The sequence below is a fragment of the Halioxenophilus aromaticivorans genome (assembly GCF_042850945.1).
GTDB lineage: Bacteria > Pseudomonadota > Gammaproteobacteria > Pseudomonadales > Cellvibrionaceae > Halioxenophilus > Halioxenophilus aromaticivorans.
Genome location: NZ_AP031496.1, coordinates 573,125 through 598,284, shown reverse-complemented (window position 1 = coordinate 598,284; position 25,160 = coordinate 573,125). Strand labels below are relative to the sequence as shown.

Below are 25,160 nucleotides of genomic sequence, written 5' to 3'. Positions count from 1 at the left end.
GCCTTAGGTTGCTGGTTAAACCAAACGTGCCGCACGGTATTGGTCTATTTCGGATTTAAACCATTCAAAAATGGCTAAATAAAATGGGGTTTCGGTAACTTTCCACTCTGGGTGCCACTGCACCGCCAACAAGGGTTTGCCCGGCAGAGATACCGCCTCTACCAAACCATCCGGGGCCACGGCCTCTACCGACAATCCCGGCGCTAAGCTTTTAATACCTTGGCCATGCAGGGAGTTGACCTGCGTTTGTTCCTCCTGCCAAATGCGGGCCAACACGCCACCGGGCTGAATGGCAATACTGTGGCTAAAGCCGTATTGCTGGTCCAGGGGTTGGGTGTTGTTCTCTCGGTGATCTTGCAAGCCTGGCACGGCGTGCACCTGTTGGTGCAAGCTGCCCCCAAAAGCAACGTTCACTTCTTGAATGCCCCGGCAAATACCCAGCACCGGAATGCCACGGCTAACCGCTTGGCGGATTAAATCCTGGGTGAGGTGATCCCGGGCGGGGTCGGCTTCACTGCCCTCGTAGGCCAAGGGTTCGCCATATAATGAAGACTGCACATTAGAATAGGCGCCAGTCAGCAGTAGGCCGTCGATGTTATCGAGCAGGTCGTTGTGACTAATACGGTGGCCCTTGGATTCGCTTACCGCGGGCAACAACAGTGGCACGGCGCCCACCACATCCACCACCGCATGGATGTACTTTTCCCCCACACAGTGAAAGTAATGCGGTGCTATCAATTTACGGCAGGCGGGAAAGCCAACGGTTGCCACCATAGGGTACTCTCACCGGTTGGGTGGGTTTCGCAATGCAGGCTCAAATATTGGGGCTTAAACACACGTTGTGCAAATGCCATATTGTAGAGCTCTACAGGTTAGGATTAATATTATGGACACAATTCGACAAGCATGGCTATAACCTAAAAAGTTTTATTTTTATCACTGTTAGGCGTGCTTTGCTTTCTCCCTTTTGGTCCACTTAAGGCCGCCTCTATGATAACCAATCCCGACTCGCTGTTAGCCAACTTTAGCGAACACTTTGACCACCTAGATGTACTCCTACCCGACTGCAACGGAGTTATCCGCGGCAAGCGCCTACCCGCCGATGCGGTGGACAAAGTGTTCACCGAGGGCGTGCTCTTCCCCGCCTCGTTGTTTGCCAGTGATGTCAGTGGCGAGCCCTGCGAAGAAACTGGCCTGGGCTTTGAAACCGGCGATGCCGATTACGAATGCCCGGCCATCAAAGCATCCCTTACGCCGGTACCTTGGGCCGAGCGCCGCGCCCAGGTGCTGCTAAACATGCTCAACCCCAACCAGACCCCGTTTATGATCAACCCGCGGGAGGTTTTACGCTCCATTGTGCAGCGTATTCACGGCGATGGTTTCTTCCCTAAAATTGCGGTGGAGCTGGAGTTTTACCTTATAAACCAAGAGTTTATCGACGCGCCGGAGCCTCCCATCAACCCCTTTACTGGCACCACTGAGCGCAGCAGCCAGGTGTACTACATGGACGACCTAGACGCCTACGGCGAACTCATGGAAGCCATTCAAAACACCTGCACCGAACAAAATATTTTGGCCGATGGCACGGTATCGGAATGCGCGCCAGGCCAGTTTGAAATTAACCTGCTGTACACCGGTGATATCATCAAAGCCTGTGACGATGCCCTGCTGCTAAAGCGGGCGGTAAAGCATGTTGCGCGCTCCATGGGCTTCCAAGCCACGTTTATGGCCAAGCCCTACCCCGACCAATCGGGCTGTGGCAGCCATGTGCACGTAAGTTGTTACGACAAACAAGGCGATAATATTTTTGCCGACAACGACAACCACCTGCACTGGGCCATTGGCGGCATGCAACAAACACTGGCCCAGGCCATGTTGTTGTTTGCCCCCCACGCCAACTCCTACCGCCGTTTCCGCAAAGATTCCTACGTGGCGCTAAACAACTCTTGGGGCTACAACAATCGCACCGTGGCCCTGCGCATCCCCAAAAGCAGCCCAGAAAACAAACGTGTGGAGCACCGCCTAGCCGGCGCCGACACCAACCCCTACTTGGTGGTGGGCGCGGTATTGGCCGGCATGCATTACGGCCTGTGCCAGCAAATTCCCTGCGATGAAGCCATTACCGGCAACGCCTACGCCAAGCGCAAACCCAGCAACCCCTACCACTGGCAGCAATCCATCGATTTATTCGCTGAAAGCGACTGGATCGCCGACTACTTTGGCCGGGAGTTTCAGTCGGTGTTTGCCAAATTAAAGCAGGCGGAAATCGACCACTTTAACCAAACCATTACCCCCTTGGAATTCGACTGGTATTTGCAATCCATCTAATGAACGATGCCAACCAAAACTGGTATCAAGCCAGCCGTAATAGCAACGCCCAATACCCGCCGCTCACCAGCAACGAAAACGTGGATGTGTGTGTGGTGGGCGCGGGCATTACCGGGCTAACCACCGCCCTGCACTTAGCCGAACGAGGCTACCGTGTGGCGGTGCTGGAGGCGCAACAAGTCGGCTTTGGTGCCAGTGGCCGCAGTGGCGGGCAAATGATTTTTGGCCTGGCGGCGGAGCAACCCAGCATCGAAAAGCTGGTGGGCAAAGCAGACGCGCAGAAAATTTGGCAGGCATCTCTGGCCGGCTTAGACCTACTGCGCGGCCGCATTGCCAAACACAACATCGATTGCAGCTACGCCCCCGGCCACGCCCACGTAGCCATAAAACCGCGCCACATCAACGAGCTAAAACACTGGGCCGACGACCTGCAAACCCACTACCACTACCCGGTGGAACTTTGGGATAAGCAACGCACCCAGCAAGAGATCAACAGCCAGCGCTATTGCGCCGCGCTCTACGATGGCAACAGCGGCCACATCCACCCGTTAAATTACACCCTGGGCTTGGCCCAAGCCGCCAACGCCACTGGGGTTAGCATTTACGAGCACAGCCCTGCCCTTTCCATCGACCACACACAAGGGCCTGCTGGCCCCGCTACCATCACCACCGCCACGGGCAGCATCAAAGCCCAATTTGTGGTGCTGGCCGGCAACGCTTACTTGGCCAACGTGGGCGATGCCTTGCGCAATAAAATTATGCCCGTGGGTACTTACATTTGCGCGACCCAGCCACTGGGCCAGGAGCGCGCCCAGGCGCTGATCCGCAATAATATTGCCGTGGCCGATATTAATTTTGTGTTGGATTATTTTCGCCTGTCCCACGATACCCGCCTGCTGTTTGGCGGGCGTGTGTCTTACTCCACCGTGCCACCGGCCAACCTAGCCCGCGCCATGGGCGCGCGCATGCGCGCGGTATTCCCACAACTGCACAATACCCGCATCGATTACGCCTGGGGCGGCTTTGTGGGCATCACCGTAAACCGCGCACCCCACTTTGGCCGCCTGGCCAATAACGTATATTTTGCCCAGGGGTTCTCTGGCCACGGCATAGCCGCCACCGGCCTTGCCGGCAAATTAATGGCCGACGCAATCGCCGGCACCGCCGAGCAATTTGATGTATTTACTCGCATACCGCACATGGCCTTCCCCGGCGGCCGACTATTACGCACGCCGGCGTTGGTATTGGCCATGGCCTACTACCGGTTAAAGGATTTATTGCCGTAAAAAAACATGGCAATAAAAATTGCCCAAAGCAGTTAACGGGAGAAAACAATGAGTGACTACTACATGCCCGCCGAATGGCAAGCCCACAATCGCTGTTGGATGGCCTGGCCCAGTAACGAATCACTCTGGCCTGGCGCGTTAAGCGAGGCGGAAAAAAATTACGCCGCCATTGCCAATGCCATTGCCGACTTTGAACCGGTAGTCATGCTGGTGCGGCCAGACCAACACGCCCAAGCACTGGCCCTAATGGCCGAGCAAATCGCCGCCGAAAAAATTCATCTTAAACCCTGGGCCCTGGACGACTCCTGGATGCGAGACTTCGGCCCAACCTTTGTAATCAATAAACGCACCGGTGAGCTGGCCGGGGTAGACTGGACCTTTAACGGCTGGGGCAAATTCCCCCACGAGCAAGACCAACACCTAGCCCGCAAATTATTAAACGAATTAAACCTAGAACGCTTTGCCAGCCCATTGGTAAACGAAGGCGGTGCCATACACGTGGACGGTGAAGGCACCATAATGCTCACCCGCAACGTGCAACTAAACGGCAACCGCAACCCCGCCCTGGCCCAAAGCGATGTGGAATACCAATTAAAACAAGCCCTGGGCGTAGAACATTTTATTTGGTTCGACCAAGGCCTGGCCGAAGACCACACCGACGGCCACGTAGACCAATTCGCCTGCTTCACAAAACCCGGGCACATACTGGCATTATCCACCAGCGATCCAAGCGACCCCAATTACGAAATACTGCAAACCAATTTAGAAGTGCTGCGCAATAGCACCGATGCCAAAGGCAACTCATTTGAAATCACCACCATAGAACAACCACCCTCCGAGTGGGCCAACGGCGAGCGGCTGGGTAAATCCTATATTAATTTTTATATTGCCAATGGCGGGGTTGTGATGCCCTGTTATGGGTTGAATAATTATGATAGTGCGGCATTGGAGACGGTTAAGGGGTGTTTTCCTGATCGGAAGGTTGTGGCTGTGGATTGTAGTGTTCTGGTGTTAGGGGGTGGGAATATTCATTGTGTTACTCAGCAGGAGCCGGCTTTGAATGGATAGTTTGATCGGGGTAATTGATTGCGCCGACTCTGCCTTTTCGCCAATTAATTAATAGCTACAAGAAGTGGGTTTTGAACTAGATCAACAACATTCAACCTACCTTTTTGTCTTACCGTACCACCGTATGGCACGTTAATTTGCCGAGAATCGCGCGTAAAAAGCGACACTGTGTCATATATCTGGTATGTTCGTTACCAACAGCTATTAAGCGTAGAAAAATCAGATGGTTAGCTGATTGCGCGCAGAATGGGATATATGACAGTTGTCAAAACATTATGATGTTAACAATTGCCGAAGTTATTGAAATTGGGCGCTGCGAGGTAAGTAAGTGCCAGCTCAGGAAAAGATATATGACACGTGCATATTGAACGCCCGTCATCTATTAAAATGTTATGTTTTACGGAGATTGAACATTGGACCTTGAATGGAAGTACTCGGAAGAAGAGCTGGATTGGAATGAACTATCCGAGCTATATAGGATCGCTCCGCTAGGCGAAAAGAAGCCCGATATTTTAAAGAAAGCCTTCGGAGCCAGCATGTTTAAGTGCTTCGTCTACGGTGATGGAAAGCTTGTTGCGGTAGGTCGCGCCCTGGCAGACGGCGTTGACTGCTCGTATCTCTGTGATGTTGCTGTTCATCCCGAGGTTCAGGGGTCTGGCCTTGGGCGCGCTGTTGTTTCTAAGCTTGTCGAGCTTTCAGACGGGCACAAAAAAATCGTGCTCTACTCATATCCCGGCAAAGAGTCTTTTTACAAAAAGCTTGGTTTTATGCGCATGAGCACTGCGATGGCAATATTCCAAGATCAAGAACAAGCGCTCAATTGGGGCTTAGTAAATGGAACATAACCAGGCGTGTCAGGGGAAGCCAAAAGCAGCGCGCGCCGCGCACTACTTTTGCCTCCCCTGCACTTGGCGTTAAAGTTTCCGTTCTTTAAATAGCTTGGGCCGTAGCAAGGTTCGAGTTCGAGCACTGTCAGTCGTGCTAGCGTAAGAGAAGTCGGATTGTTCTTCTAGGCGTGAGTTCTTCTCCGGTGCCATCAGCCTGCTCCGGGAAGACTAATAGCTTGGGATGATCTCTTCCTCTTGGCACTTTTGAATGCTGTGTATGGAATAGGGCTCTCAGCGTTGTTCCCGGTGCCATTAAGGTAATAAGCTGGTTGCGATACGCTCTAGCTCTTTCCTTGGTGCTTTTAACCAGCACCAGTTCGAGATTGAAGGACAGTGGTTTCATCCACGAAAAGCGGTGCCAATAGATAGCCCGTAGTGCTATAAATCCTACTTGGCTCCGTGGTGGCTTCAACAATTATATAAGTGGCATTTCTTTAACCAGCGTAAGCATTGGACACATTTTCGCGGCGCATAAACCGTGATTCGCTGCGCGAATGTATCACGGTTTCGCTCTGCTACAATGTGCCCATGTTACGAACGTTAAATTCGCCGGGCGTTGCCCGGAGATGATTTAGCCATCCGAATGTACCGAGGTTCTAATAAATCCTGAATAATATTTTTCACATGGAACGTGTAGATGAAGACGACGGTGCAGCAATTAATTCGGGAATATTATTCAGATTCAAGCGCAAGCTTGCCGTTATCCTACGACCAGAGAAAAGCCTTATCAAGTTTATCCGAGTGCCGAACAGCGAAACTCGGGGGCCACGCACAATATTGTCAGCGAGGGCATTTAAACGGAGTATGGTACAACTCCTGTAAACATCGTGCATGCCCACAGTGTAGAGGTATAGCCAGAGAACAATGGTTGCATCGAATGAGTGAGCAACTGCTTTCCTGTTCGCATCATCATGTAATCTTCACGTTGCCGGATGAGCTCAATGAGCTATGGGCCTACAATCGGGATGTGATGTCGGGAATTTTATTTGATGCCGTCCGTGAAACGCTGAAGGTATTTTCTTCAGATCCAAAATATCTTAATGCGACGCCAGGAATCCTGGCGGTACTTCATACCTGGGGGCGAAACCTGAGCCTCCATCCGCATTTGCATGTTCTATTGAGTCATGGGGGTATTAATTCATCCGGTCAGTGGGTGGAACCGAAGAAAGCAGTTCTATTTCCGCAGAAGCCAGTCATGCAAGTTTATCGAGGAAAATTACTGGCGAATATAAGACGGGCTATCGAAACGGAGATGATGGTGATTCCGAGAGATAGGGAAAAGCATCATTTAATGGGGCTGTGTAATCGTCTGGGGCGTAAGGATTGGGTTGTATATTTTGCCAAGCGTTACGATCATGCCCGCGGTGTAGCACGATACCTTGCTCGATACATAAAAGGTGGGCCTATAAGAAATCAGCAGTTAAGTCAGAGCGAGAAAGATGGATTGATACGTCTGCGGTATTACTCTCATGCTCAACAACGAAGAGCTGTCATGACATTGCCTGCAAGCCAGTTTTTGGTCCGCTTCGCACAGCACGTTCCGGTAGCGGGAAGGCCTAATTTACGGTATTTTGGACTGTATGCGAATTCCGCCCGCAAGAAGCTAAATCAGGCGAGAAGACAGCTTGGGCAATCAGCCTTGATTGAGTTGCCGACTTTGAAATGGCAGGAATATCTTGGCTCCAAAGGTTGGGAACCGACTTGTGCAACTTGCTCAATGCCGCTTATGCACGGCGGAAAAATTCAAAGGAAGGATGCTGCATGAAGACACGGAGTGTGGATCTGTGGTGAGAAGGTGTGGGAATTGACGAATCTGCCCGACAAGCTGAAAGGATTAAAGAATAGTATCGGACATCAATCGTAATTGGATTGATACGTTAACCATCTTGAAAACAACAACGAATCCCCATAGACCGAGTGCGTCGAACTTAACAAGTAGATTAAAGGGCAAGATTCGCGATAGATCGAGTGGGGTCTTTTTTTTGTGGGGCGAATCTCGCCCATTATCTAATCGTTATTTGAGTGAAGAGGCCATCGTATCATAGCTATAGGTATTGAACCTTGTGTGTGAGCGAGGAGACCACACTCAATTCTTCTCAGTAATGAAGGAGAGCAAGAATAGATGAAATCTAACGAGCTTAATGAAATAAAAAGCCTGATCGAAGAAGTAGCAAGCTCTCTAAATAAGACGCAGGCAAAGGCTCCTTTGACAAAGCTAAGAGTGCGAATAGGATCGCTAAGGGGAAAAATTGATCCCTACCTTTTGGGAAAGCTAACAGAAGCCATGAATTACTCAAGTGAAGCTGCGGGTAGATCTGGCAGCAAACAGCATTGGCTGTCTCAAGCTAACGAGAGCTGGCTGGTATTTGAAAATGGTATTGAGCAAGTTTTAGAGGAACAAAATAACAATTAGCATCAGTTGGACGTCTGGTTACGCGCCCCAATTGCGCTTGATAGCACAATCGGTTCGCTTCACCAAACGCCGCTGTGCATAGCGTTATGTGAGCGCTGAATCGGAGAAAAATAAATAATCCAGTTAGATAAGAACAGGAATAGCTCGTTCGAAGAAATAGTGGAAAAAGCCCTGAGCTACCACCAAAATTAGTATTTCTATGTTGTATCAATACTATATAAGTAACAAGTACCCAATCTATGCTTTGTGGCAAATGTGGTAATAAAATGGAGTTGGGAGAAGCAGCTGTCCGATATACTGGCTGGGGTATTTTCTTTTTCGGGGCTTCTTACAAGCATTTATTCTACAAACCGAAAGATGCAGGTCCAAATTATAAGGTGGCTGTCATAAAAAACAATCAATGTGCTACAGCATACCGTTGTGAATCATGTGGTACAACAACGATACTTAATGACGGTCAAGAGCGAAATTTGATTCATTGGTGAATTGCACATAACAAATTGCTGCACGTGGAGCCAGCTACGTCGCGCCGCCATGTGGCTCGCTTTGCTCACTCTACCACATGGCAGCACGTCGCAACTGGCCCAGTGAGCAAGGCGTTATAAGTCCGCGGTGGTTTTTGGGTTAGCCATCTGAACCATCGCAGTGAATCTCCGCAAAGTATCCGTGCAACACCTCAACCCCGGGGCTTGGTCAACACTGCACAGCCAAAGTAGCAATAACCCTCCACGGTGGTAAACTTAGGCATAGCACCAAAACAGAAATCGCAAGGCAGCTAAGTGGCACCAACGGAAGGTAAGCACCAACGACACACCCTCCTCCCGTTCGTTCTCGGCAGCCCGCGCAACAAAGCACCCAATTGCAAAACCGTGGCCCGCACTTTGTGTCCGAGCCAAACATAAACTAAATAGCAGGTAGCGTAACTTGGCCACCACATATAACAATACCAGCCACAATCGCCAGCAAGCTGGCTGGACCTTCGCTGCGTTGCTCGGTTTGTGCCTTAGCGCTACGCTGGCACAAACCAAACAACACAGCTCCGGCCTGTGCTGGTAGCGTTAACTTCTATACGCAGATCGTGGAAAACATTAAATAGGGAATGTCATGCATAGAATAGTAAAGTCCCACCTAGATAGCTTTACCAAAAGTTTCGGATTGGAACAGCTTGATGAAAGCGTACAATTTGAGATGTTCGCCAATTATTCAATTTTGCGATCTAGGATAGGATCAGATTTCGACATTGAGGATGTGACTACGGGAGAAGGTGATGATGGCATGGATGGAGTGTCAATAATCGTCAACGAAGAGGTGGTCGTATCCGACGAAGATGCAACATCAATGTTTTCATCCGATAGAAAGAACAATGATGTAGAAGCTTTATTTATACAAGCAAAGCGAGGAGATTCTTTCGATCTTGGAGATTTTTTAAAGTTTAAAGAATCAGTTCTCAGATTCATAAACTCAGAAAATTACACTGCCCTTGATGCCGTGCAACAAAATGCAAGAAAGATATTCGATGTCTGCATTGAAAATGTTCCAAAAATAAGAGGTGGAAAACCTGACTTGACTGCCAGGTTCGTGACAACAGGAGTTTATCGAGCGCCCGAGGCTCTGGAAGCAGCAATTAAGGACTTTAGGGCGCAAATAGAAGAGCTTGGTTACTTTGGTAAAGTTGACATTCAGTTTATTGGAAGAGATGAGATTACAAATTTGTGGGTGAGTACCTATTCATCTATTTCTGCAGAATTACCGATGTTTAGTAATGCTCCTCTACCGTCTATTCATGGCATTGATGAAGCATATCTTGCTGTCGTTAAAGCTAAAGATTTAGTGTCCAACCTTCTAGAGACTGACGATGGAAATCTTCGAAGTCATGTCTTTGAAGAAAATGTAAGAGCGTTTCTTGGTATTGATAATCCAGTTAATAAATCTATATCAGAGACTCTTTCTGAGAATGAAAAAGCAACGAGATTTCCGGTTTTGAATAACGGAATTACAATTGTTAGCCCGGATGTAAGAGTCCAAGGCAATATTTTGCATTTGGAAAATTATCAAATAGTTAATGGTTGCCAGACGTCAAATGTTCTATTCGAGTGTCGAGAGAGTTTAGATGATTCTGTGATGGTAAATCTAAAAGTTGTAGAAACATCGAGTGAAGATGTATTTTCAGAGCTTGTTCGAGCCACAAATAGCCAGTCAAAGGTAGAAGAAACACAGTTCATTTCATTGCGCCCAGTGGTAAGAAGAATTGAAGATTACTTCAATACATATGAAGGGCATGATGGAAGGTTATATTTTGAAAGACGTGATAGGCAATATGTTGGAAGAGATGTTCCAATCGTTAGGACGTTTAATATTAATGTTGCTACGAAGTGCGTGACATCTATGTTTCTCCAGAGGCCAGATTTGGCATACAGATACCCGAAGCGGATGTATGAGCTATTTAGTGAGGACATTTATTCAAATGACACAAAAGAGGTAGTCTTTTATACGTCATGTCTCGCGCTTTATAGACTTCACTTGCTCGTGGCAAGCGCTGACATACCCCAGAATGTTAGGAAGTACAAATGGCATTTGATTGTTCTAGTTAGGGCGATAATAGCAGGGAAAGAAATACCTAAACTCAACTCGAATAAGATGGAGCAGTACTGTCAAAAAATTATTGATGCTTGCTCGAGTCACGGGGACGCTCTAAAGGCACCATTTCGGCAAGCCGTTGAGATATTGTTATCAGTGGAAGATTTAACCGATGATAGATTGAAGAGACAGGCTGTGATGGATGAGATGCTTGATAAAATATAAGTTAACAAACGCGTCAATTAGGACGCTCGCAAGCTCGCGCCTATTACGCGGGCGTTAGGCAGTCAATGAGTTGTCCGCAACTTTCTGGAGATGGATTTAATGAAGAACAAAATATTGCTTTGTGCGATTTCAACATTCGTGATTTCGGCTTTTTCAAATGCGGAAGAATTGACGAACAATAGGATTCAAACTGAGAGTGATAACATGACGAGAGTAACAGGAATCGGTGGTATTTTTATAAAAGCCAAAAACCCAGAGATGCTCCAAACTTGGTACAAAAAACATCTTGGTATAGATGTTCAGGTTTGGGGAGGAACATCCTTTAAGTGGGTTGACGGCGAAGGAAAGCCCTACGCTGGAACGACAGCTTGGATGATTGGAAACGGCGAAAACTTTAAGCCTAGCAACTCATCTTTTATGGTTAATTATCGAGTTGCCAACTTAAGTAAGCTATTAACCGCACTTCGCGACGAAGGTTGTAATGTGCTGGATGAAACCGACGAATCAGAATTTGGCAAATTCGGTTGGGTAATAGACCCTGAGGGAAATAAGGTAGAGCTTTGGGAGCCTCCGGTTGGAGAATAATGCCTAACAAACGCCTTAAGAACGGATGCAAACAGCTTGGCTTGCGCTCGTTCCTCGCTAATTTTAGCCAAGCAATTTGCACCGCTTAAGCGGGCGTTATGTTTAAGAGTCGATTATGCCCCAAGAGTTAAATAAGCAAGCAGTTTTCGAATACTTAAATTCTTGGAGTGGTTTTGAAAAGAGTATTTCCGAAGAAGGCGAAGCCTATAAAGTTATCTTATCTAGCGGTAATAAGAGAGTGGTAACTACTACTCCTTTTGAGGTGGGTGAATTTTTCTTGGACTTTACCGTAGACGATAGGCCCTATTATTCGGATTGGTACGAAATAATGGAAGATCCACTATCTGAGTTTATTGCCTATACATGGCAAGTAGCTGATAATTTTCTATCAAATAGTACAAGGGTAGTCTCGAGAGGTTGGTGGGTTTTCAAAACACATGAATTACAATTCAAATCGAATGGCACATGGTCTAATGTTTTCAATACAAAAACATAACAATTTGCTCCACGCGGACACATACTGCTACGCTCGTTTTTGTGAATTCCGCTGCGCTTCATTTTTTCACAAAAACGCTCTCCGCAGTATGTGCCGGTGAGCAAGGCGTTAAGCGTAAAAGATCGTAAATCAAGTTTAATAGCGGCGTTCTAGTTTTTTGCAAAACGTCCTTTGTAGCGAGGCAAAGTTATGTGTGTCGCCTCGTGTCAAAGTTAAAGTAGTCTAAGGTATAAAAGTTAAGCGAGTATTGAGTAAGCGTTGTATTCAAAAAGTAACGTGGTATTGCGGCTCTGCAAGTAAATAGCGTAATAAATTCGGTACTATTCGTGTTGCGTGTGAAGTTTTAAAAACGTAATTTAAAAAATAGTGTCGGTAAAAATATAGGGGCGAGTGCAAGTTTTAGTGTGCTTTGTTGTTTTCTAGCGAGCAATCGCTTAACAAGCGACTGTGGTTCCAAGTCAAGTCTACCGCAAGCAATTCTTAGCTTATTAAGCCTCTTGCCACCGACTGCCATCACGCACCATGGCATTTAAAATGGTCATCATTTTTCGCATGCAGGCGGTGAGCGCTACCTTTTTGTGCTTTCCTGATTCAACCAACTTGTTGAAGAAGTTTTTCATGATTGGATTACATTGAATAGCACTCATCATTGCCATATACAAAACCGTTCTAATTGGTGCTCGGCCACCTTTGATTCTTCGTTTACCTCGCATGCTCCCACTATCTCGATTGTAGGGCGCTAAGCCGCAAAGCGCGCCGACTTGTCGGCTACTCAATGAACCAAGTTCTGGTAGCTCTCCTAAGAGCGTATGCGCTACCGCTGGACCTACACCAGGAACGCTCAACAAGAGATCATAGGTAGATTGCCATTCCGCCACTTCAGCCACAGCTTTCGTAAGTCGAACGTTTACCCAATCTATTTCCTTGTCCAGAACCTTAATTAGTCTAGCGTGCGATCTCTCTAATCTGTTTACTGACTTGTGAAGCCGATTAAGCTCTTGAGTCCTAGCTTCGATCAACTGCCGCTTTCTCGCCAGTAAGTCCTTGACGTAGCGTACCTTTTTGCTACTTATTGCTCTTACCTCAGGCTTCATAATCGCACTGAATTGAGCAATGATTCGAGCATCAATCTTATCCGTTTTAGCCATCACTCCTTGAGCCTTCGCGAACTGCCGAATATTCATAGGTTGAACAACGACAACCGGCATGTCTGCGTCTGCCAAAGCTTCAACGAGCGATCGCTCATATCCACCTGTGGCCTCAACAACGATTCGGGTTAAGTTATAACGCCGTAAAGTTTTAATAAGATTTTTAATGTCACTTTCTGTGTTGTGAATTTGCCAATAACGATCACACTCCAAAATGTGAATATCGAGAAAAGTTTTACCCACATCGATACCAATATTTCGTTCTTGTTTGATGTTCGCTCTAGAGGTTGTGTTCATAACTCACCCTTGCTACATTCGGGCTCGTGGCCCCTTCGACTGTTCGAGTTAAAAGTAGGGTCAGCACGGCGCTCCGGCTTGTTAACGGACTCGGTAATACCGGTGCCTTTCAGCCATCGAGCTACCGTGCTGAATGTCTGTTGCCGCAGACATGGGCCACACTTTATCGCTTAGATAACAGGAAGGGAAATCGTGTTATTCCAACCATACAAGTCCAGGCATGTACGGCCACGTTGTGGCCTGGACCTCCGCTACGCTCCGGCCCATGCTAGCGGCGTTAAATTCTTGGAGATATCGTGCTACGAATTCTTACATCAATAATAATCTTGCTATTAGGAGTTCAGGCCATGGCCGAGTCAATGGAGTCAATAAACAAGGGAAAATCCATTGAAATATCGGGCTTTGATTGTGCCGAAAAAAGTGTGCACATGATCGAATGGCTAGGTCTTGGTAAAGATTACCGCAAATTTGTGGTTTCTGATGTTGAAGGCGAGCTATATAAACAGCAGCCTGGGTCGCAACTATTGAAGTTACAATGTACAGGCGAGCCCGAATTATTAACCGGTGCATTGCCACAAAATGGTGATGAGTCGAAGGCTATCCTTACACTGTTTTCAGCTACCTTCCCATTAGAGGCAACGGTTAATCTTGGTGGTGAAGTTTGGGTTCTAACTATTGATCAAAATTATTATGCAGAGAATCTCAATATCCCAAATGAGCGTAAGCTAACACAAAACTTCAATGTCAAAGGCAGTGCCAAGCAATGAATTTAACAAGGCCAAGCAGCATCGCCCCTTCGGGGCTGGACCTCGCTACGCTCGGCCGCTGTTGGCGGCGTTAGCCTTCTCGGAGATTTATGAGTATCCCACTAGTTTACATCGATCAAAACATTATAGGTCTCCAGCTGCAAGGGCATATTAACCTTAGTAAAAGAGATGACTTGAAATGGGTCTATTCAAAGGAACACTTTGCGGAAATCAAGCGAGCTGATGACCCAGAAATATATTTAGATGTGCTAAATAAGATTGGCGCAATAATGTTGGACCTTATAATTGATGAAAATTGGAAAATTACTGGTGAAGCAAGACTGATCGAAGATCTTACTCCATTTGAAAATTATCAGAACTATATTGAGGCAATAGGCGACGTTGAGTTTGATGAAACCATATTTGACCCATTTCAAGTGTGGGTTAACGGCGGTGGAGATGAGGGGCCGTTAAAAGAACTTTCAGATAATTTAGCGAATCAAGTTTTACAACTAACATCTGATTTGCCATACGACACAACAGAAATGACTAACAAAATCGGCGCTATCAAACCTGAATTTGATTCGATGGTTGACGATTTGATTTCGAACGGAAACGACATAAAAAAGACTAGAGCTGCGTTTGGTGATGAAAAAGGATCTATTGGTAGTGTCTCTGGGGAACATCAGGTTGCCCAAATTTGGGGCCTAATATCTCCAACAATGGAAGAGACAGGTATTAGCTGCGATCAGTTTTTTGGGTTTGATCCCATCGATAAGCAAGGTTATGAATTGTGGCCCCTGTATCTTGGTATAGTTGGATGCAATGCAGTTATGGATATATTGGGTTTTCAAGCAGAAAAGAAGTGCCGGAAAATAAGTAAAGTTCACAATGTGAGAAGTGATGCCGGTCATATTGGTATGGGAGCATACTGCTCTGCAATCTTGTCAGAGGATAAGAGATTAGTTAAAAGAGCAAAAGCTATCTATGAATACAAAGACATAGGTACTTCACCAATACTGATAGAGAAAAAGGCTAACAAGTCAATCCAGCCGACCGTGTAGTTCCCCCGCTTTCTAGGACACCTCTTGATAACTCAGGAGGTAGTAGATGCCCAAATATACCCAGCCCAGGAAAACCTGGGCGTATTCAAATGACTTCAAGGTCAAAGCAGTCAATCTATCGTATCAAGAAGGCATTAAGGTAAGACAGGTTGCGGAAGCATTAGATATTCATCCATTTATGCTTTCACGCTGGCGTAAAGAATTCCGGGACGGCAAACTTAAGGCTGACGGTCAGCGGAGAGTTACAGTGACTAAAAAGAAAAAGGTGCCCACCAGCAAACAGTTGAGTGATGTTGCACGACTGAAGAAAGAGAACGCCAAATTGAAGCAGGAGAATGAACTGCTAAAAAAGTGGCAACGGTATCTTGCGGAACAACATCAGAGCGATTTGGATTCATCCAAAGATACCGACATTTAGGTGTTGTCAGACTCTGCCAATGGCTAAACGTGTCATTTAGCGGTTTTTACAGCTGGTGTAATCGACAGGCCTCTGCAAGAGAGGTAGAAGACGAAGATTTGCTACGACATATTACGAAGATATACTGGCAAAGTGAAGGTCGCTATGGCAGCCCACGTGTTTTTAACGCCCTTAAAAACGAAGGTTTTAGAATTGGTCGCAAGCGAGTGGAACGTTTAATGAAGCAGGCTGGGCTCGTTGCTAGATGCGTCAAGGTCTGCCGACGAATGCCTAAACTTAAGACCTTTCAGAAAGACGGTCAGAACCTTTTGTTAGATATGGTGAAGCCCGATTCATGCAACCAGGTATGGGTTGGTGATATTACTTACCTAAAGCTAAATGGCAAGTGGCAATATCTAGCAACGATCATGGATTTATACTCGAGACGCATAGTCGCTTGGTCACTGTCGACTGGCCGAAAAGCATCATTAACGATTAAGGTTCTCAAGAGCGCAATTAGAAAGCGAGGAGCTAACCCTGGCCTTATATTTCACTCGGATCGAGGGATTGAATATCTTAGTTATGACTATCGTGATGCACTTAAAGCTCACGGTATAAAGCAGAGTTTCAACCGTGCGGGCCAGTGTACAGACAACGCTTTTATGGAATCCTTCTTTCATACACTGAAAGGCGAATTAATCCGCAAGTCAGTGTACAAGTCAGCAAAACAACTAAGGAGAGCACTCGCTACGTACATCAATGGATTCTATAATCGAGTCAGGCTACACTCGGCTCTCGGATACTTGTCACCCATGGAATATGAGCGACAGGCAGCATAAAAAATGAGGTGTCCATTTTATCGGGGGAAGATCACAAATTTACGCTGCACAAATATGCAATTCGCGTTGCTCATTATACCGCATATTTGCTCCGCTGCAATTTGCCCATTAACACGGCGTTATGCATAAAAACCTATGAATGAGATTCTACAAATAGTTGGCGCTCTCGGAGTTGGTGGTTTGCTATCAAGCTATCTTACTTTGCTCTGGAAAAATCGTCAGGAAGATAAGCGCAAGCATCAAGATTACAAAGAGACACGCTATAAATGCATCATCATGTTGCTTCATGCGAAGCTAAATTTTGAAAAGAATCAGAAAGTATTAAATCAGTATGGCTACAATGTCTCGGATATCGAAGATCTTGATGATCTATTGGAGGCCGAACTGGTTAATAGCTATTTATTTGCGTCTACACAATTTATTCAGGCATTAGAGGGTTTTATAAAAGAACCATCTGAGCAAACTCGAATTTCTGTAGCCAAAGCAATGCGCAAAGATCTATGGCGTTTAAAGTAAGGCAAGCAATGCATAACAAAGCTGTCATAGGGACATTTTTTGCTTCGTTCCGTTTTGGGGTGGCTGCGCCACTTTACCCCAAAACTCCACTACACAAAAAATGCCCCATACAGCGGCGTTAAGTGTACACACAGATGAACTACATCGATGACTATCCAACATGTGAAAACACTTATGTAACTCTAAGAGTTTACACGGGTGAAATGGCGCCGGATTTTGTAACGAAAATCTTAGGAATTGATCCCTCGGATATACTGATAAAAGGTAAGGTCGCGGAAGGTAGAAAGAAGCCTGAAATATTGAATGGGTGGTTCTTATCAAGTGAGGGGCATGTCTCATCATTGGATTCTCGCCGCCATATTGATTGGTTGCTTAATCAATTAGAAGGTAAAGAAAATCAATTGCAGCGGGTCATTGAAGCATCCAACGAGGTCTATGTAAGTTGTTATTGGAGTTCATTATCCGGTCATGGCGGTCCAAAATTGAGCCAAAAGCAGATGAAAGGGTTGTTAAAATTTAAGGAAGGTCTGAACAATTGAAAGCAAAAACAACATTATCTTCAATTTGAGCAGAACTTTCGCCGTTTTCGTTAGTTTTGGCCCTAAACAAGGCCACGTTTATCCATCAAGCCACTAATTCCGGCTCGATGGGCATGTAGCAGGCGCACTACGCCTGTATTAATAATCGTTGTCTTCGTAACAGAGTTTTTTTCGCCATGACTAAATTCACCAGTGCACACGATGTAAATAAATGATGGGCATTTTTGTCCAATCCTTTGTACCGCACTTTGGTAAAGCCAAACTGGCCCTTCATGACACCAAAGAGGTGTTCGACTTTGGCTCGCACTTTCGATTTGTTCCGGTTTTTAGCGCGGTCCCTGTCGCTGAGTGTTACGTTACGACTGCCTTTCTTGTTGGTGAAGTCTTTAGCCCGCGGAGCATGCTCAGCAATCACGCCGCCTTGACCGGCATAAGCCGAATCACCCCAGACACGGCTTTCATCACCGTGAAGAAGATCGCCCAGAATTACCGAGTCATGGACATTAGCGGGCGTAGCCACAACCGAGTGAATCAACTTGGTTTTGCTGTCGACTCCGATATGAGCCTTCATGCCGAAGTACCACTGATTACCTTTTCTTGTCTGATGCATATCCGGATCGCGCTGCTTTTTCTTGTTCTTGGTAGAGCTCGGCGCATTGATGATGCTAGCATCGACTATGGTGCCCCGGCTTACCTTCGAACCATCTTCCTTAAGGTATTGATTGACCAGGTAGAACAAACGACCCCCAAGGTTATGCGCTTCCATCAAATGGCGAAACTTACAGATCGTGGTTTCATCGGGGGCGGGTTCTTCACCCAAGTCGATACCAACAAATTGGCGCATGGAACGGGAATCGTACAAAGCTTCCTCGGCCGCTGGATCAGAAAGATTGAACCAGTGTTGAAGAAAATGGATGCGCAGCATTCGCTCAATGCCAATTGGACGTCGCCCAGCCCCAGCAGGGTTTGGATAGAACGGCTCGATGGCTTCGCAGAGCTCTTTCCAGGGAATAATGGTTTCCATATCCTCAAGAAACTGCTCTTTACGTGTTTTCTTGCGGTATTTCTCGAAGCTGTCTGTAAGCGATGTCTGTTTCATGCCGTCAATTACCATGATCAGTGGGATGGCCTATTATCGCAGAATTCTGGAATTAATCAGAGTTGCCTTAACTTATTAACCGAAAAGTCATACCGGGAAGTAAGCAACTTGCTAGATAAGCTTATCAAGCAAAGCAACGTGCCCGAGCTTACGGCCGTGCATAACGATGACGCCGGAGCAAATTAACGCGCCAAGTTGCAAGTATTAATACCGCTTTTCTCTCGCCAATGAGACGCGCGTCACGATTTTAAGCCGGCGCGCGTCGTTCCTTGCCTTTAAACATCGTTTATATTATCCGCTCAATTACATAGCGAGGGCTATAGGATGGCTTGCGATACTTTTGGGTACTACTTTAATGAAAATATGCGGGCAATTGGGTTGAAGACTTGGGACGATATACCAACATCCAAAGCGATAATATTAACTGAATTAGGCATTATGGCTCGCGCGCTCCGCAAGTTTGGCGCCAACGCTACCTTAATGGAACTTATAGGCGCTACAGGTTTGATGGAAAAGGGTTTAGTTATAGCTGCAGTCAGTAGTTCGTATTATGGCGGCGCTTGTATTGGTTCGGCATTTGTTGCAATCGTGAAAAGTGAGAATTGTCGTAATGAAAACAGCCTTCGATCCAAGGGCGGCCAAATGCAACGCGGGCGACGCCTTCGCGAGAATCGCGCCGAGGACGTACTAACGTTTATGCAAGTTCACGAATTATACAGCGACGAGGCGGCGAGCATTATAAGAGCATACCCAGCCATCTATAACGACGACTATGAGGGCAAGCGAAAACTTGCTTATTTTTCGACTGAACAACGCCGAAAGGCTATCGCGTAATGAAGGAAAACAAACTAGCCAATTTATCTAAGACTAAGCAAAGGCTAATTGCTGCGGCCTTTGTTGCTTTTATTGTATTGCTTATGATGGTTGTTTTCCCATCTATCGATAAAACGCTCGGGTTAGAATATGGTACGGTTTTTAGCGTTTTAGTAATTTTGTGTTTCGTAGCTATTTGGTTTGATCTTAATGCGCAAAATAAAAAATTGATCGCAGAAAATAAAAGCCTAAAAGCTAAATTAAACGAACTTGAAAAAGGCGGCGAATAGCTAAAACTGCCGTAACTATTAAGCACACTCCCTAAAAAAAGCTGGCAAGCGATTATCAAATAAAGCATGAAGTGCATCGAAACCATAGGGACAGGCACTTTAAAAGGCAGAGGCTACCTTATTATGCTATGCCTGGCGACACCTACCATGACCAAGCCCGTCCACTCTCATGCTCAACCCCCCTTGATCCCAACTCTAAAAACATAATCCTCGAGTTTCAAGGCCCACCCAACACGTTTAGCTCTCATACCCCCTTTATCCCCCCCTATTTAGCATTAGGTGTGAAAAAGCGACATAGAATCGTATATCTGGTATGTTCGTTATTAAGCGTGACAAAACTTTAGTAAATCAGGCGGTTGAGGACGTTGGTCGAACGGGGATATATGGCACTTATCGAAAACGTTAAGATATTAACGGGTACTGAATTGCGGGTTTTGGCGGCTGGTGGGGTTAGTGAGTGCCAGCTCAGTAAAAATATACCGACAGTGCAATATTGCACTCCATACTGCTATTAGAATGTTATCTGATCTCAAGTGCCATCAAATATTGGATATAAAATGGAAGTTGTAGAAGGCAAAGTAAAAAAGTATACATCTGTCACTAAAAACAGAGTTCAATTCGAGCTTGTGGCGAAAGATGGGGTGTTTGAACTGTTCATAGATCAATCATGGGTAATGGATGTTGGCGATGTGTTGGTTATAGCTGGACAAAAAGATAAGACAGGTAAATTTTATGCCTACGCATATTCAAATCAGTCTAAGAATGTTAGAGGCTGGAATTACGTCAATTATTTTTCATTGGCTTTTCTTGTCGGTATGGCTGTTTTTGGGTTCCTTGTATATTTTACGCTAGCGTCAGTTTTTATGCGTTCGAATACATCGGCATTGATCTTTATAGCAATAGGGCTAGTAGCGGTTTATTTTTTCCTTCGTAATCCTCTTAGTGAAAGCTTAATGTATTTAAAATCTAAGTCGGCCATATGCAGCTAACAAAGCTATCTACCGGACTCCGTTCCGTCGCTTGGTTTTTTTACTTGAATAGCACAAGAATCCAATTAACTGCAACTCGCCGGTAATAGCGGCGTTAGGCATCCGTATGGACTTTGGTTCACTGTCATGAAAAAGAAAAAGCGAAATAAGAAGCAAGGCGACCGAAAGCCGGTGGATCCAGCCCCATAGGGACAGGCACTTTTAAAAAATGCTTTTAAAAAATGGCCTAGAATTGAATTTAGACAAATAAAGTCCGATCCACAAGAATTATAAAATTACGGAAACTGAAGGGACAGGCACTTTTTAAAAAATGGCCTATATCATCAAAGGACAGGCACTTTTAAAAAAATGGCCTAAAATTGAATTTAGACAAATAAAGCCCGATCAACAAGAATTATAATATTCCGCGCTAACAGCCAATCAATAAAATTCAGATATAAAGCAGCCACACACAAAAAACTGCAGGGTATAAAAGGGGCTAGGCAAGCACAGGCCATCTACCTAGACCAACCTAGAGGATAGGAAAAAGTGAAGCTGTCTTTGCGCTAAGCCGACTGCTGAATCATTGGCGGGCTTTTGGCGAAGTGGAATCGGTAGCTGGCTTCGAATTGTGTGGCAGTTTTAAGCCAACTATCGGTTGAAACATTTAGGCGGAGTAGAATCGGTGGCAGGTCATTACCGATAGCGCCTCTTTTATTTGCAAGCACTGCCCTGCCGGTGAAATCGACCAATTCTATATAATCGACAAAAGTAAACGGTAGGTCAGTTTGAATGCCGCTCGTTATTATCTCCCTAAACGGCTTTAAGGGTTTTACTGGCTGGTCAAACCTAATGATTGAACCGAGTTCTATCTGTTCTGTAACGGCTTTTTCTACGTTGAACTTTGGCCTAATACGCTCTTGAATACTGGTGTAGTCGGACGCCTCTGGCGTATTGGCCATGCCGGCCCTCACAGGGTTTAGGTCAACGTAGCACATAGCTGACAACAGCGCCTCTTCGCTTAGTAACGCTTGCGATTTGTAGCGTGATTCCCAAAAGTGGCCTGTGCAGTCGTCTTCTTTATTGGCTTGGCGGGCTATGGACTCGTTAAGGCATTTCATAAACCAGCTAAGGCTGGCCAAACGTTTACGATAGATCTCAACGCTGTCGCTTACTGATTTTAACTCGGCTGGGCTAAGATCTTGATTATCCATGTATTTCTGTACCAGTGTTGGCCCTTTGAATAAGCTTGTCCACCGTGTTAACACCTGATCTACCGACCAATGTTGAGCCTCGTCAGGACTGAGCTTTACTACGATGTGATAGTGATTGGACATAACGGCATAGGCACAAACATCGATACTGAAGAGCGATGACAGCAGGCGAATCCTGTCTTCAATCCAAGCGCGGCGGTGCTCGAAGCTGCGGCCAGTGCCATGGTCAACGCCACACAGGTACGTTCGCCGCACACAACGCGAGACGACATGATAATAGGGCGTTTCTTCTATACAGACTTGAGTATTTCTAGGGCGAGTCATGGTGATCACAATAGTGGTTATAAATCCAGCACTATATAAATATACACTACATATACCAATCGACAAAAGATAACTGGTTGGCAATATTCGGGTACACTGGGACTCTAAACCAAATACTTTTTTATACAGAGCTGAATAGCTTATTGGTCGGATTAAGTTAATAATCGTTACGACCGCTAGTAATTGTGTGTCTGCTGGATACCTAGGCTACGCGACCTAAACCGCCTGTAAGATAGCCTCCGATTAACCTCAGCCCACAAACTAACAGCCCACTTAACCTGCATTAGGTGCATAATGGAACAACTCACGATTTACGAAGCTATACAGCTTATTCGCATTAATGAGGATGCAATTTCAACTCAGTTTCAAGTTTGGCTGACTATTTCATTTTCGACGATTGTTGCGTTATTCGCAGGCAGGAGTTTGTTAACAGCAAAAATAAAGTGGTTAGTGACATTGCTTTATCTATTGTCTTCAATGGCAATTGTCGCTACTAGCCTTTATTTTGCAGAAGGCAATGCTCAGATCACCGCGATGCTTGCAGAAAGGGGCGTAACTCTTGCTCCGCCCATTTTTGCCAGTATCAGCTATTTTGTTTTACTTATCGCGGGCATGGCGACGACCGTGTACTTTATTCATATCAAACTTAATGATTCGCCGTAGTCACCCTGCTTAATTCAAGATCTAAAAATGGGTACAAGTGTGCTACGAGCTAAAATAGTGATAGCAAACAACTTTTACGACTGTATCTTTCTCCTTGGCCTATTAGTTGACAGCCACAAGCCAAGGAACAGATACTTCTGAAACAATAAGGCACACCACCAACCCACCTTACAGAGGAAGTCTTATCAAAAATGAAATATTTGATGTTGGTTTTATTAAACCTAACTTGCGCGACGTGTTTTGCTTTAAGCGAAACTGATCGTTTAGAAATACAGAAAGCCGCGCAAGGCGCACCACCCCACATTACTAAAGATGCTACTTTTCTTAAATTTGAAGATGGCAAATTTACTCTCGTACAACGAGGCTCAAATAATTTTACTTGCGCTGTAATACACGATCCAAATGGAAGGTATGAGCCATCGTGCTTTAATGAGCAAGCAGTTAGGTCCATATTACCAGCGTATGAACTACACATGAAATCACTGTATGAGGGAAAGTCTTACGATGAAACCTATACATTACTGAAAGCCGCTTTTGCCTCGGGCAAGTTGCCCACGTCGGAATCGGCGGCATTGGTCTATATGATGTCTCCAAACAATAAAATCTACCGCGATGGCCAGCTAAAATCCTCACCGGTGCATCAAATGTATTTTTTCCCAAAGCTTAAAAACGACGTATTTTCATTGGGCGGAGGGCCCGTTTCCATTTGGCAGGGCTTTCCACATCTGTCTGCTTTGATAGTAGTTTTAGAAAACCCATAGAATCCTACGCACTCAAACTCCGCCCAGGTAGATAGATATAAGGCTATCGGGCGGCTGTTTTCCTAGCACCATATCCCTTATCATAGCGCCACCGGCGTATACCACTACGCCACAATCACCGCCATTGCTTACAGCCTCTCACCACCAGGTAGCCACCTTTGACACAAGCTCTCTTTAAAACCCTTGCCCTTCGCCCAGAATTACTCAGCACGTTAAAAGAGCTGGGGTACGGCTCCATGACGCCCATACAGGCGCAAAGCTTGCCAGAAACGTTGCAGGGCCGGGATTTGATCGCCCAAGCTAAAACCGGCTCTGGTAAAACCGCCGCCTTCGCTTTGGGTGTACTTAACAAGCTGCAAGTGGATCGGTTTCGTGTGCAAACGCTGGTGCTCTGCCCGACCAGAGAACTGGCAGACCAAGTAGCCACCGAGGTACGAAAGTTGGCCCGAGGAATTCATAACATTAAAGTGCTTACGCTGTGTGGTGGGCAGCCCTTCGGGCCGCAAATTGGCTCGCTGGAGCACGGTGCTCATATTGTTGTGGGCACACCTGGGCGAATCTTAGAACACCTAACCAAAGGCAACCTTACCCTGAAGGATGTGCACCAGCTTGTATTGGATGAAGCCGATCGCATGCTGGATATGGGTTTTCAGCCTGCGCTGGATGCCATCGTTGAGCAGGCGCCAACCCAACGGCAAACGCTGTTGTTCAGCGCCACCTATCCGCCGGAAATCGACGCCATTGCCGCGCGCTACCTCAGCAATCCGGTCAGCGTCACCGTAGCAGAAACACACGACAGCAGCAGTATTGAGCAACGCTATTACCATTGCGACAATAACGATGCGCGCTTTACCGCGTTAGAGACTTTACTACTGGCCGAAGAACCCACCAGCGCGATGGTTTTTGCCACTACTAAACGGGAAGTTCAGCAGATATGCGATGATCTTCGTAACCGCGACTTTAGTGTGGCCAGCCTACACGGCGACTTAGAACAAAAGCAGCGTGACCAAACCCTGATACAGTTCGCCAACAAAAGCGTCACCATTTTGATTGCCACCGATGTCGCCGCCAGAGGATTGGACATCGACAACGTAGACCTCGTGATTAACTATCAACTGGCCCACGATACCGACGTGCATGTGCACCGAGTCGGCCGCACCGGCCGTGCCGGAGCAATGGGCTTGGCCTGCTCTCTTTTTACTGACAAAGATCGGATAAAAATAGAAAAACTAGAAGACCTAAATGGTGAGCCCATTACAGCCGCCACATTACCAAGGCCTTCCTCCTCAACACCTGCACGCCCGCAAATGGCGACACTGCTTATCGATGGCGGTAAAAAAGACAAGTTGCGCCCAGGGGATATCGTCGGCGCGCTCACCAAAGACGGCACACTCTCGGCCAATCAAATCGGTAAAATTCACGTCACGGCGACAAAGGCCTTTGTCGCCGTTGAGTTAAAGCTGGGTAAAACGGCGTTAAACAAGCTCACGGAAGGTAGACTGAAAGGCCGAAATTTTCGCGCGAGGTTGCTGAGAAGTTGAGCAAGGCCGCTAGGCTCGCAGCGGGTATGCATCTTTTAACTTTAAAAGCCTGCGAAATTATTTATTCGCAAGCATA

Annotated in this window: 24 protein-coding genes; 20 read left to right on the top strand and 4 right to left on the bottom strand. The window is 46.3% G+C overall.

Going from position 1 to position 25,160, the window contains the following annotated elements; genetic code table 11:
• Window positions 1-15: 15 nt before the first annotated feature.
• Window positions 16-774 (bottom strand): gamma-glutamyl-gamma-aminobutyrate hydrolase family protein, encoded by a 759-nt coding sequence (locus ACGHM3_RS02765; protein ID WP_345419680.1) that lies wholly within the window; start codon window positions 772-774, stop codon window positions 16-18.
• A 216-nt stretch (window positions 775-990) separates the two neighbouring features.
• Here ACGHM3_RS02765 and ACGHM3_RS02760 point away from each other — a divergent pair, with 216 nt between their 5' ends.
• The 9 genes from ACGHM3_RS02760 (at window position 991) to ACGHM3_RS02720 (ending at window position 11,865) form a co-directional block, all read left to right on the top strand.
• Window positions 991-2,328 (top strand): glutamine synthetase family protein, encoded by a 1,338-nt coding sequence (locus ACGHM3_RS02760; protein ID WP_345419677.1) that lies wholly within the window; start codon window positions 991-993, stop codon window positions 2,326-2,328.
• Window positions 2,328-3,614, top strand: coding sequence for an FAD-binding oxidoreductase (locus ACGHM3_RS02755; protein ID WP_345419674.1), 1,287 nt, complete (start codon window positions 2,328-2,330; stop codon window positions 3,612-3,614). Before ACGHM3_RS02760 ends, ACGHM3_RS02755 begins: the two co-directional genes overlap by 1 nt.
• Before the next feature lie 48 nt (window positions 3,615-3,662).
• Window positions 3,663-4,682: an agmatine deiminase family protein gene (locus ACGHM3_RS02750; protein WP_345419671.1), complete on the top strand. Its 1,020-nt coding sequence runs from the start codon at window positions 3,663-3,665 to the stop codon at window positions 4,680-4,682.
• Window positions 4,683-5,095: 413 nt separating this feature from the next.
• Window positions 5,096-5,527 (top strand): GNAT family N-acetyltransferase, encoded by a 432-nt coding sequence (locus ACGHM3_RS02745; RefSeq protein WP_345419669.1) that lies wholly within the window; start codon window positions 5,096-5,098, stop codon window positions 5,525-5,527.
• 679 nt (window positions 5,528-6,206) lie between these two features.
• A complete protein-coding gene (locus ACGHM3_RS02740; RefSeq protein WP_345419666.1) occupies window positions 6,207-7,334 on the top strand; it encodes a transposase in 1,128 nt (375 codons plus the stop codon).
• Window positions 7,335-7,691: 357 nt separating this feature from the next.
• A complete protein-coding gene (locus tag ACGHM3_RS02735; protein WP_345419663.1) occupies window positions 7,692-7,982 on the top strand; it encodes a hypothetical protein in 291 nt (96 codons plus the stop codon).
• A gap of 1,104 nt (window positions 7,983-9,086) precedes the next feature.
• Entirely contained in the window at window positions 9,087-10,784 is a 1,698-nt protein-coding gene (locus ACGHM3_RS02730) for an AIPR family protein (protein ID WP_345419660.1), read from the top strand.
• 99 nt (window positions 10,785-10,883) lie between these two features.
• Window positions 10,884-11,369: a VOC family protein gene (locus ACGHM3_RS02725; protein WP_345419657.1), complete on the top strand. Its 486-nt coding sequence runs from the start codon at window positions 10,884-10,886 to the stop codon at window positions 11,367-11,369.
• A gap of 115 nt (window positions 11,370-11,484) precedes the next feature.
• Window positions 11,485-11,865, top strand: a complete 381-nt coding sequence (locus tag ACGHM3_RS02720) for a hypothetical protein (protein WP_345419655.1) — start codon at window positions 11,485-11,487, stop codon at window positions 11,863-11,865.
• 488 nt (window positions 11,866-12,353) lie between these two features.
• On the opposite strand, the gene ACGHM3_RS02715 is transcribed toward ACGHM3_RS02720, so the two are convergent.
• Entirely contained in the window at window positions 12,354-13,310 is a 957-nt protein-coding gene (locus ACGHM3_RS02715) for an IS110 family transposase (protein WP_390517755.1), read from the bottom strand.
• Between the two features lie 347 nt (window positions 13,311-13,657).
• Here ACGHM3_RS02715 and ACGHM3_RS02710 point away from each other — a divergent pair, with 347 nt between their 5' ends.
• The 5 genes from ACGHM3_RS02710 to ACGHM3_RS02690 all read left to right on the top strand — a co-directional run bounded on the left by ACGHM3_RS02710 (window position 13,658) and on the right by ACGHM3_RS02690 (window position 17,411).
• Window positions 13,658-14,077, top strand: a complete 420-nt coding sequence (locus ACGHM3_RS02710) for a hypothetical protein (RefSeq protein ID WP_345419646.1) — start codon at window positions 13,658-13,660, stop codon at window positions 14,075-14,077.
• An 89-nt stretch (window positions 14,078-14,166) separates the two neighbouring features.
• A complete protein-coding gene (locus tag ACGHM3_RS02705; protein ID WP_345419643.1) occupies window positions 14,167-15,120 on the top strand; it encodes a hypothetical protein in 954 nt (317 codons plus the stop codon).
• A 46-nt stretch (window positions 15,121-15,166) separates the two neighbouring features.
• Window positions 15,167-16,356, top strand: a protein-coding gene (locus ACGHM3_RS02700) for an IS3 family transposase (protein ID WP_345419640.1) whose coding sequence is annotated in 2 segments (ribosomal slippage) — window positions 15,167-15,464 and window positions 15,464-16,356 — 1,191 coding nt in all. Because the reading frame shifts where the segments join, the coding sequence is not laid out codon by codon here.
• A 135-nt stretch (window positions 16,357-16,491) separates the two neighbouring features.
• Window positions 16,492-16,872, top strand: a complete 381-nt coding sequence (locus ACGHM3_RS02695; RefSeq protein ID WP_345419638.1) for a hypothetical protein — start codon at window positions 16,492-16,494, stop codon at window positions 16,870-16,872.
• Window positions 16,873-17,006: 134 nt separating this feature from the next.
• Window positions 17,007-17,411 (top strand): DUF4279 domain-containing protein, encoded by a 405-nt coding sequence (locus ACGHM3_RS02690; protein ID WP_345419635.1) that lies wholly within the window; start codon window positions 17,007-17,009, stop codon window positions 17,409-17,411.
• Between the two features lie 127 nt (window positions 17,412-17,538).
• On the opposite strand, the gene ACGHM3_RS02685 is transcribed toward ACGHM3_RS02690, so the two are convergent.
• On the bottom strand, window positions 17,539-18,510 hold the full coding sequence (locus ACGHM3_RS02685; RefSeq protein WP_345419632.1) for an IS5 family transposase: 972 nt from the start codon (window positions 18,508-18,510) through the stop codon (window positions 17,539-17,541).
• A gap of 324 nt (window positions 18,511-18,834) precedes the next feature.
• Between ACGHM3_RS02685 and ACGHM3_RS02680 the strand changes: the two genes are divergently transcribed.
• The 3 genes from ACGHM3_RS02680 (at window position 18,835) to ACGHM3_RS02670 (ending at window position 20,602) form a co-directional block, all read left to right on the top strand.
• Window positions 18,835-19,344, top strand: coding sequence for a hypothetical protein (locus ACGHM3_RS02680; protein WP_345419629.1), 510 nt, complete (start codon window positions 18,835-18,837; stop codon window positions 19,342-19,344).
• Window positions 19,344-19,613, top strand: a complete 270-nt coding sequence (locus ACGHM3_RS02675; RefSeq protein ID WP_345419626.1) for a hypothetical protein — start codon at window positions 19,344-19,346, stop codon at window positions 19,611-19,613. Before ACGHM3_RS02680 ends, ACGHM3_RS02675 begins: the two co-directional genes overlap by 1 nt.
• Window positions 19,614-20,170: 557 nt before the next feature.
• A complete protein-coding gene (locus ACGHM3_RS02670) occupies window positions 20,171-20,602 on the top strand; it encodes a hypothetical protein (RefSeq protein ID WP_345419624.1) in 432 nt (143 codons plus the stop codon).
• A gap of 545 nt (window positions 20,603-21,147) precedes the next feature.
• Here the strand turns inward: ACGHM3_RS02670 and ACGHM3_RS02665 are convergent.
• On the bottom strand, window positions 21,148-22,119 hold the full coding sequence (locus ACGHM3_RS02665; protein ID WP_345419621.1) for a transposase: 972 nt from the start codon (window positions 22,117-22,119) through the stop codon (window positions 21,148-21,150).
• Between the two features lie 294 nt (window positions 22,120-22,413).
• Between ACGHM3_RS02665 and ACGHM3_RS02660 the strand changes: the two genes are divergently transcribed.
• The 3 genes from ACGHM3_RS02660 to dbpA all read left to right on the top strand — a co-directional run bounded on the left by ACGHM3_RS02660 (window position 22,414) and on the right by dbpA (window position 25,084).
• Window positions 22,414-22,782, top strand: coding sequence for a hypothetical protein (locus ACGHM3_RS02660; RefSeq protein WP_345419618.1), 369 nt, complete (start codon window positions 22,414-22,416; stop codon window positions 22,780-22,782).
• Between the two features lie 473 nt (window positions 22,783-23,255).
• The gene (locus ACGHM3_RS02655; protein ID WP_345419615.1) at window positions 23,256-23,543 is read left to right on the top strand and encodes a hypothetical protein; all 288 of its coding nucleotides are present in this window, start codon (window positions 23,256-23,258) and stop codon (window positions 23,541-23,543) included.
• Window positions 23,544-23,701: 158 nt separating this feature from the next.
• A complete protein-coding gene (gene dbpA, locus ACGHM3_RS02650) occupies window positions 23,702-25,084 on the top strand; it encodes an ATP-dependent RNA helicase DbpA (protein WP_345419612.1) in 1,383 nt (460 codons plus the stop codon).
• The last annotated feature ends 76 nt before the right edge of the window (window positions 25,085-25,160 follow it).

Excerpts from the sequence above, each read along its gene's own strand:
- ACGHM3_RS02765 (WP_345419680.1), bottom strand. The coding sequence starts at position 774 with ATGGTGGCAACCGTTGGCTTTCCCGCCTGCCGTAAATTGATAGCACCG.
- ACGHM3_RS02760 (WP_345419677.1), top strand. The coding sequence starts at position 991 with ATGATAACCAATCCCGACTCGCTGTTAGCCAACTTTAGCGAACACTTT.
- ACGHM3_RS02755 (WP_345419674.1), top strand. The coding sequence starts at position 2,328 with ATGAACGATGCCAACCAAAACTGGTATCAAGCCAGCCGTAATAGCAAC.
- ACGHM3_RS02750 (WP_345419671.1), top strand. The coding sequence starts at position 3,663 with ATGAGTGACTACTACATGCCCGCCGAATGGCAAGCCCACAATCGCTGT.
- ACGHM3_RS02740 (WP_345419666.1), top strand. The coding sequence starts at position 6,207 with ATGAAGACGACGGTGCAGCAATTAATTCGGGAATATTATTCAGATTCA.
- ACGHM3_RS02735 (WP_345419663.1), top strand. The coding sequence starts at position 7,692 with ATGAAATCTAACGAGCTTAATGAAATAAAAAGCCTGATCGAAGAAGTA.
- ACGHM3_RS02730 (WP_345419660.1), top strand. The coding sequence starts at position 9,087 with ATGCATAGAATAGTAAAGTCCCACCTAGATAGCTTTACCAAAAGTTTC.
- ACGHM3_RS02725 (WP_345419657.1), top strand. The coding sequence starts at position 10,884 with ATGAAGAACAAAATATTGCTTTGTGCGATTTCAACATTCGTGATTTCG.
- ACGHM3_RS02720 (WP_345419655.1), top strand. The coding sequence starts at position 11,485 with ATGCCCCAAGAGTTAAATAAGCAAGCAGTTTTCGAATACTTAAATTCT.
- ACGHM3_RS02715 (WP_390517755.1), bottom strand. The coding sequence starts at position 13,310 with ATGAACACAACCTCTAGAGCGAACATCAAACAAGAACGAAATATTGGT.
- ACGHM3_RS02710 (WP_345419646.1), top strand. The coding sequence starts at position 13,658 with ATGGCCGAGTCAATGGAGTCAATAAACAAGGGAAAATCCATTGAAATA.
- ACGHM3_RS02705 (WP_345419643.1), top strand. The coding sequence starts at position 14,167 with ATGAGTATCCCACTAGTTTACATCGATCAAAACATTATAGGTCTCCAG.
- ACGHM3_RS02695 (WP_345419638.1), top strand. The coding sequence starts at position 16,492 with ATGAATGAGATTCTACAAATAGTTGGCGCTCTCGGAGTTGGTGGTTTG.
- ACGHM3_RS02690 (WP_345419635.1), top strand. The coding sequence starts at position 17,007 with ATGAACTACATCGATGACTATCCAACATGTGAAAACACTTATGTAACT.
- ACGHM3_RS02685 (WP_345419632.1), bottom strand. The coding sequence starts at position 18,510 with ATGAAACAGACATCGCTTACAGACAGCTTCGAGAAATACCGCAAGAAA.
- ACGHM3_RS02680 (WP_345419629.1), top strand. The coding sequence starts at position 18,835 with ATGGCTTGCGATACTTTTGGGTACTACTTTAATGAAAATATGCGGGCA.
- ACGHM3_RS02675 (WP_345419626.1), top strand. The coding sequence starts at position 19,344 with ATGAAGGAAAACAAACTAGCCAATTTATCTAAGACTAAGCAAAGGCTA.
- ACGHM3_RS02670 (WP_345419624.1), top strand. The coding sequence starts at position 20,171 with ATGGAAGTTGTAGAAGGCAAAGTAAAAAAGTATACATCTGTCACTAAA.
- ACGHM3_RS02665 (WP_345419621.1), bottom strand. The coding sequence starts at position 22,119 with ATGACTCGCCCTAGAAATACTCAAGTCTGTATAGAAGAAACGCCCTAT.
- ACGHM3_RS02660 (WP_345419618.1), top strand. The coding sequence starts at position 22,414 with ATGGAACAACTCACGATTTACGAAGCTATACAGCTTATTCGCATTAAT.
- ACGHM3_RS02655 (WP_345419615.1), top strand. The coding sequence starts at position 23,256 with ATGAAATCACTGTATGAGGGAAAGTCTTACGATGAAACCTATACATTA.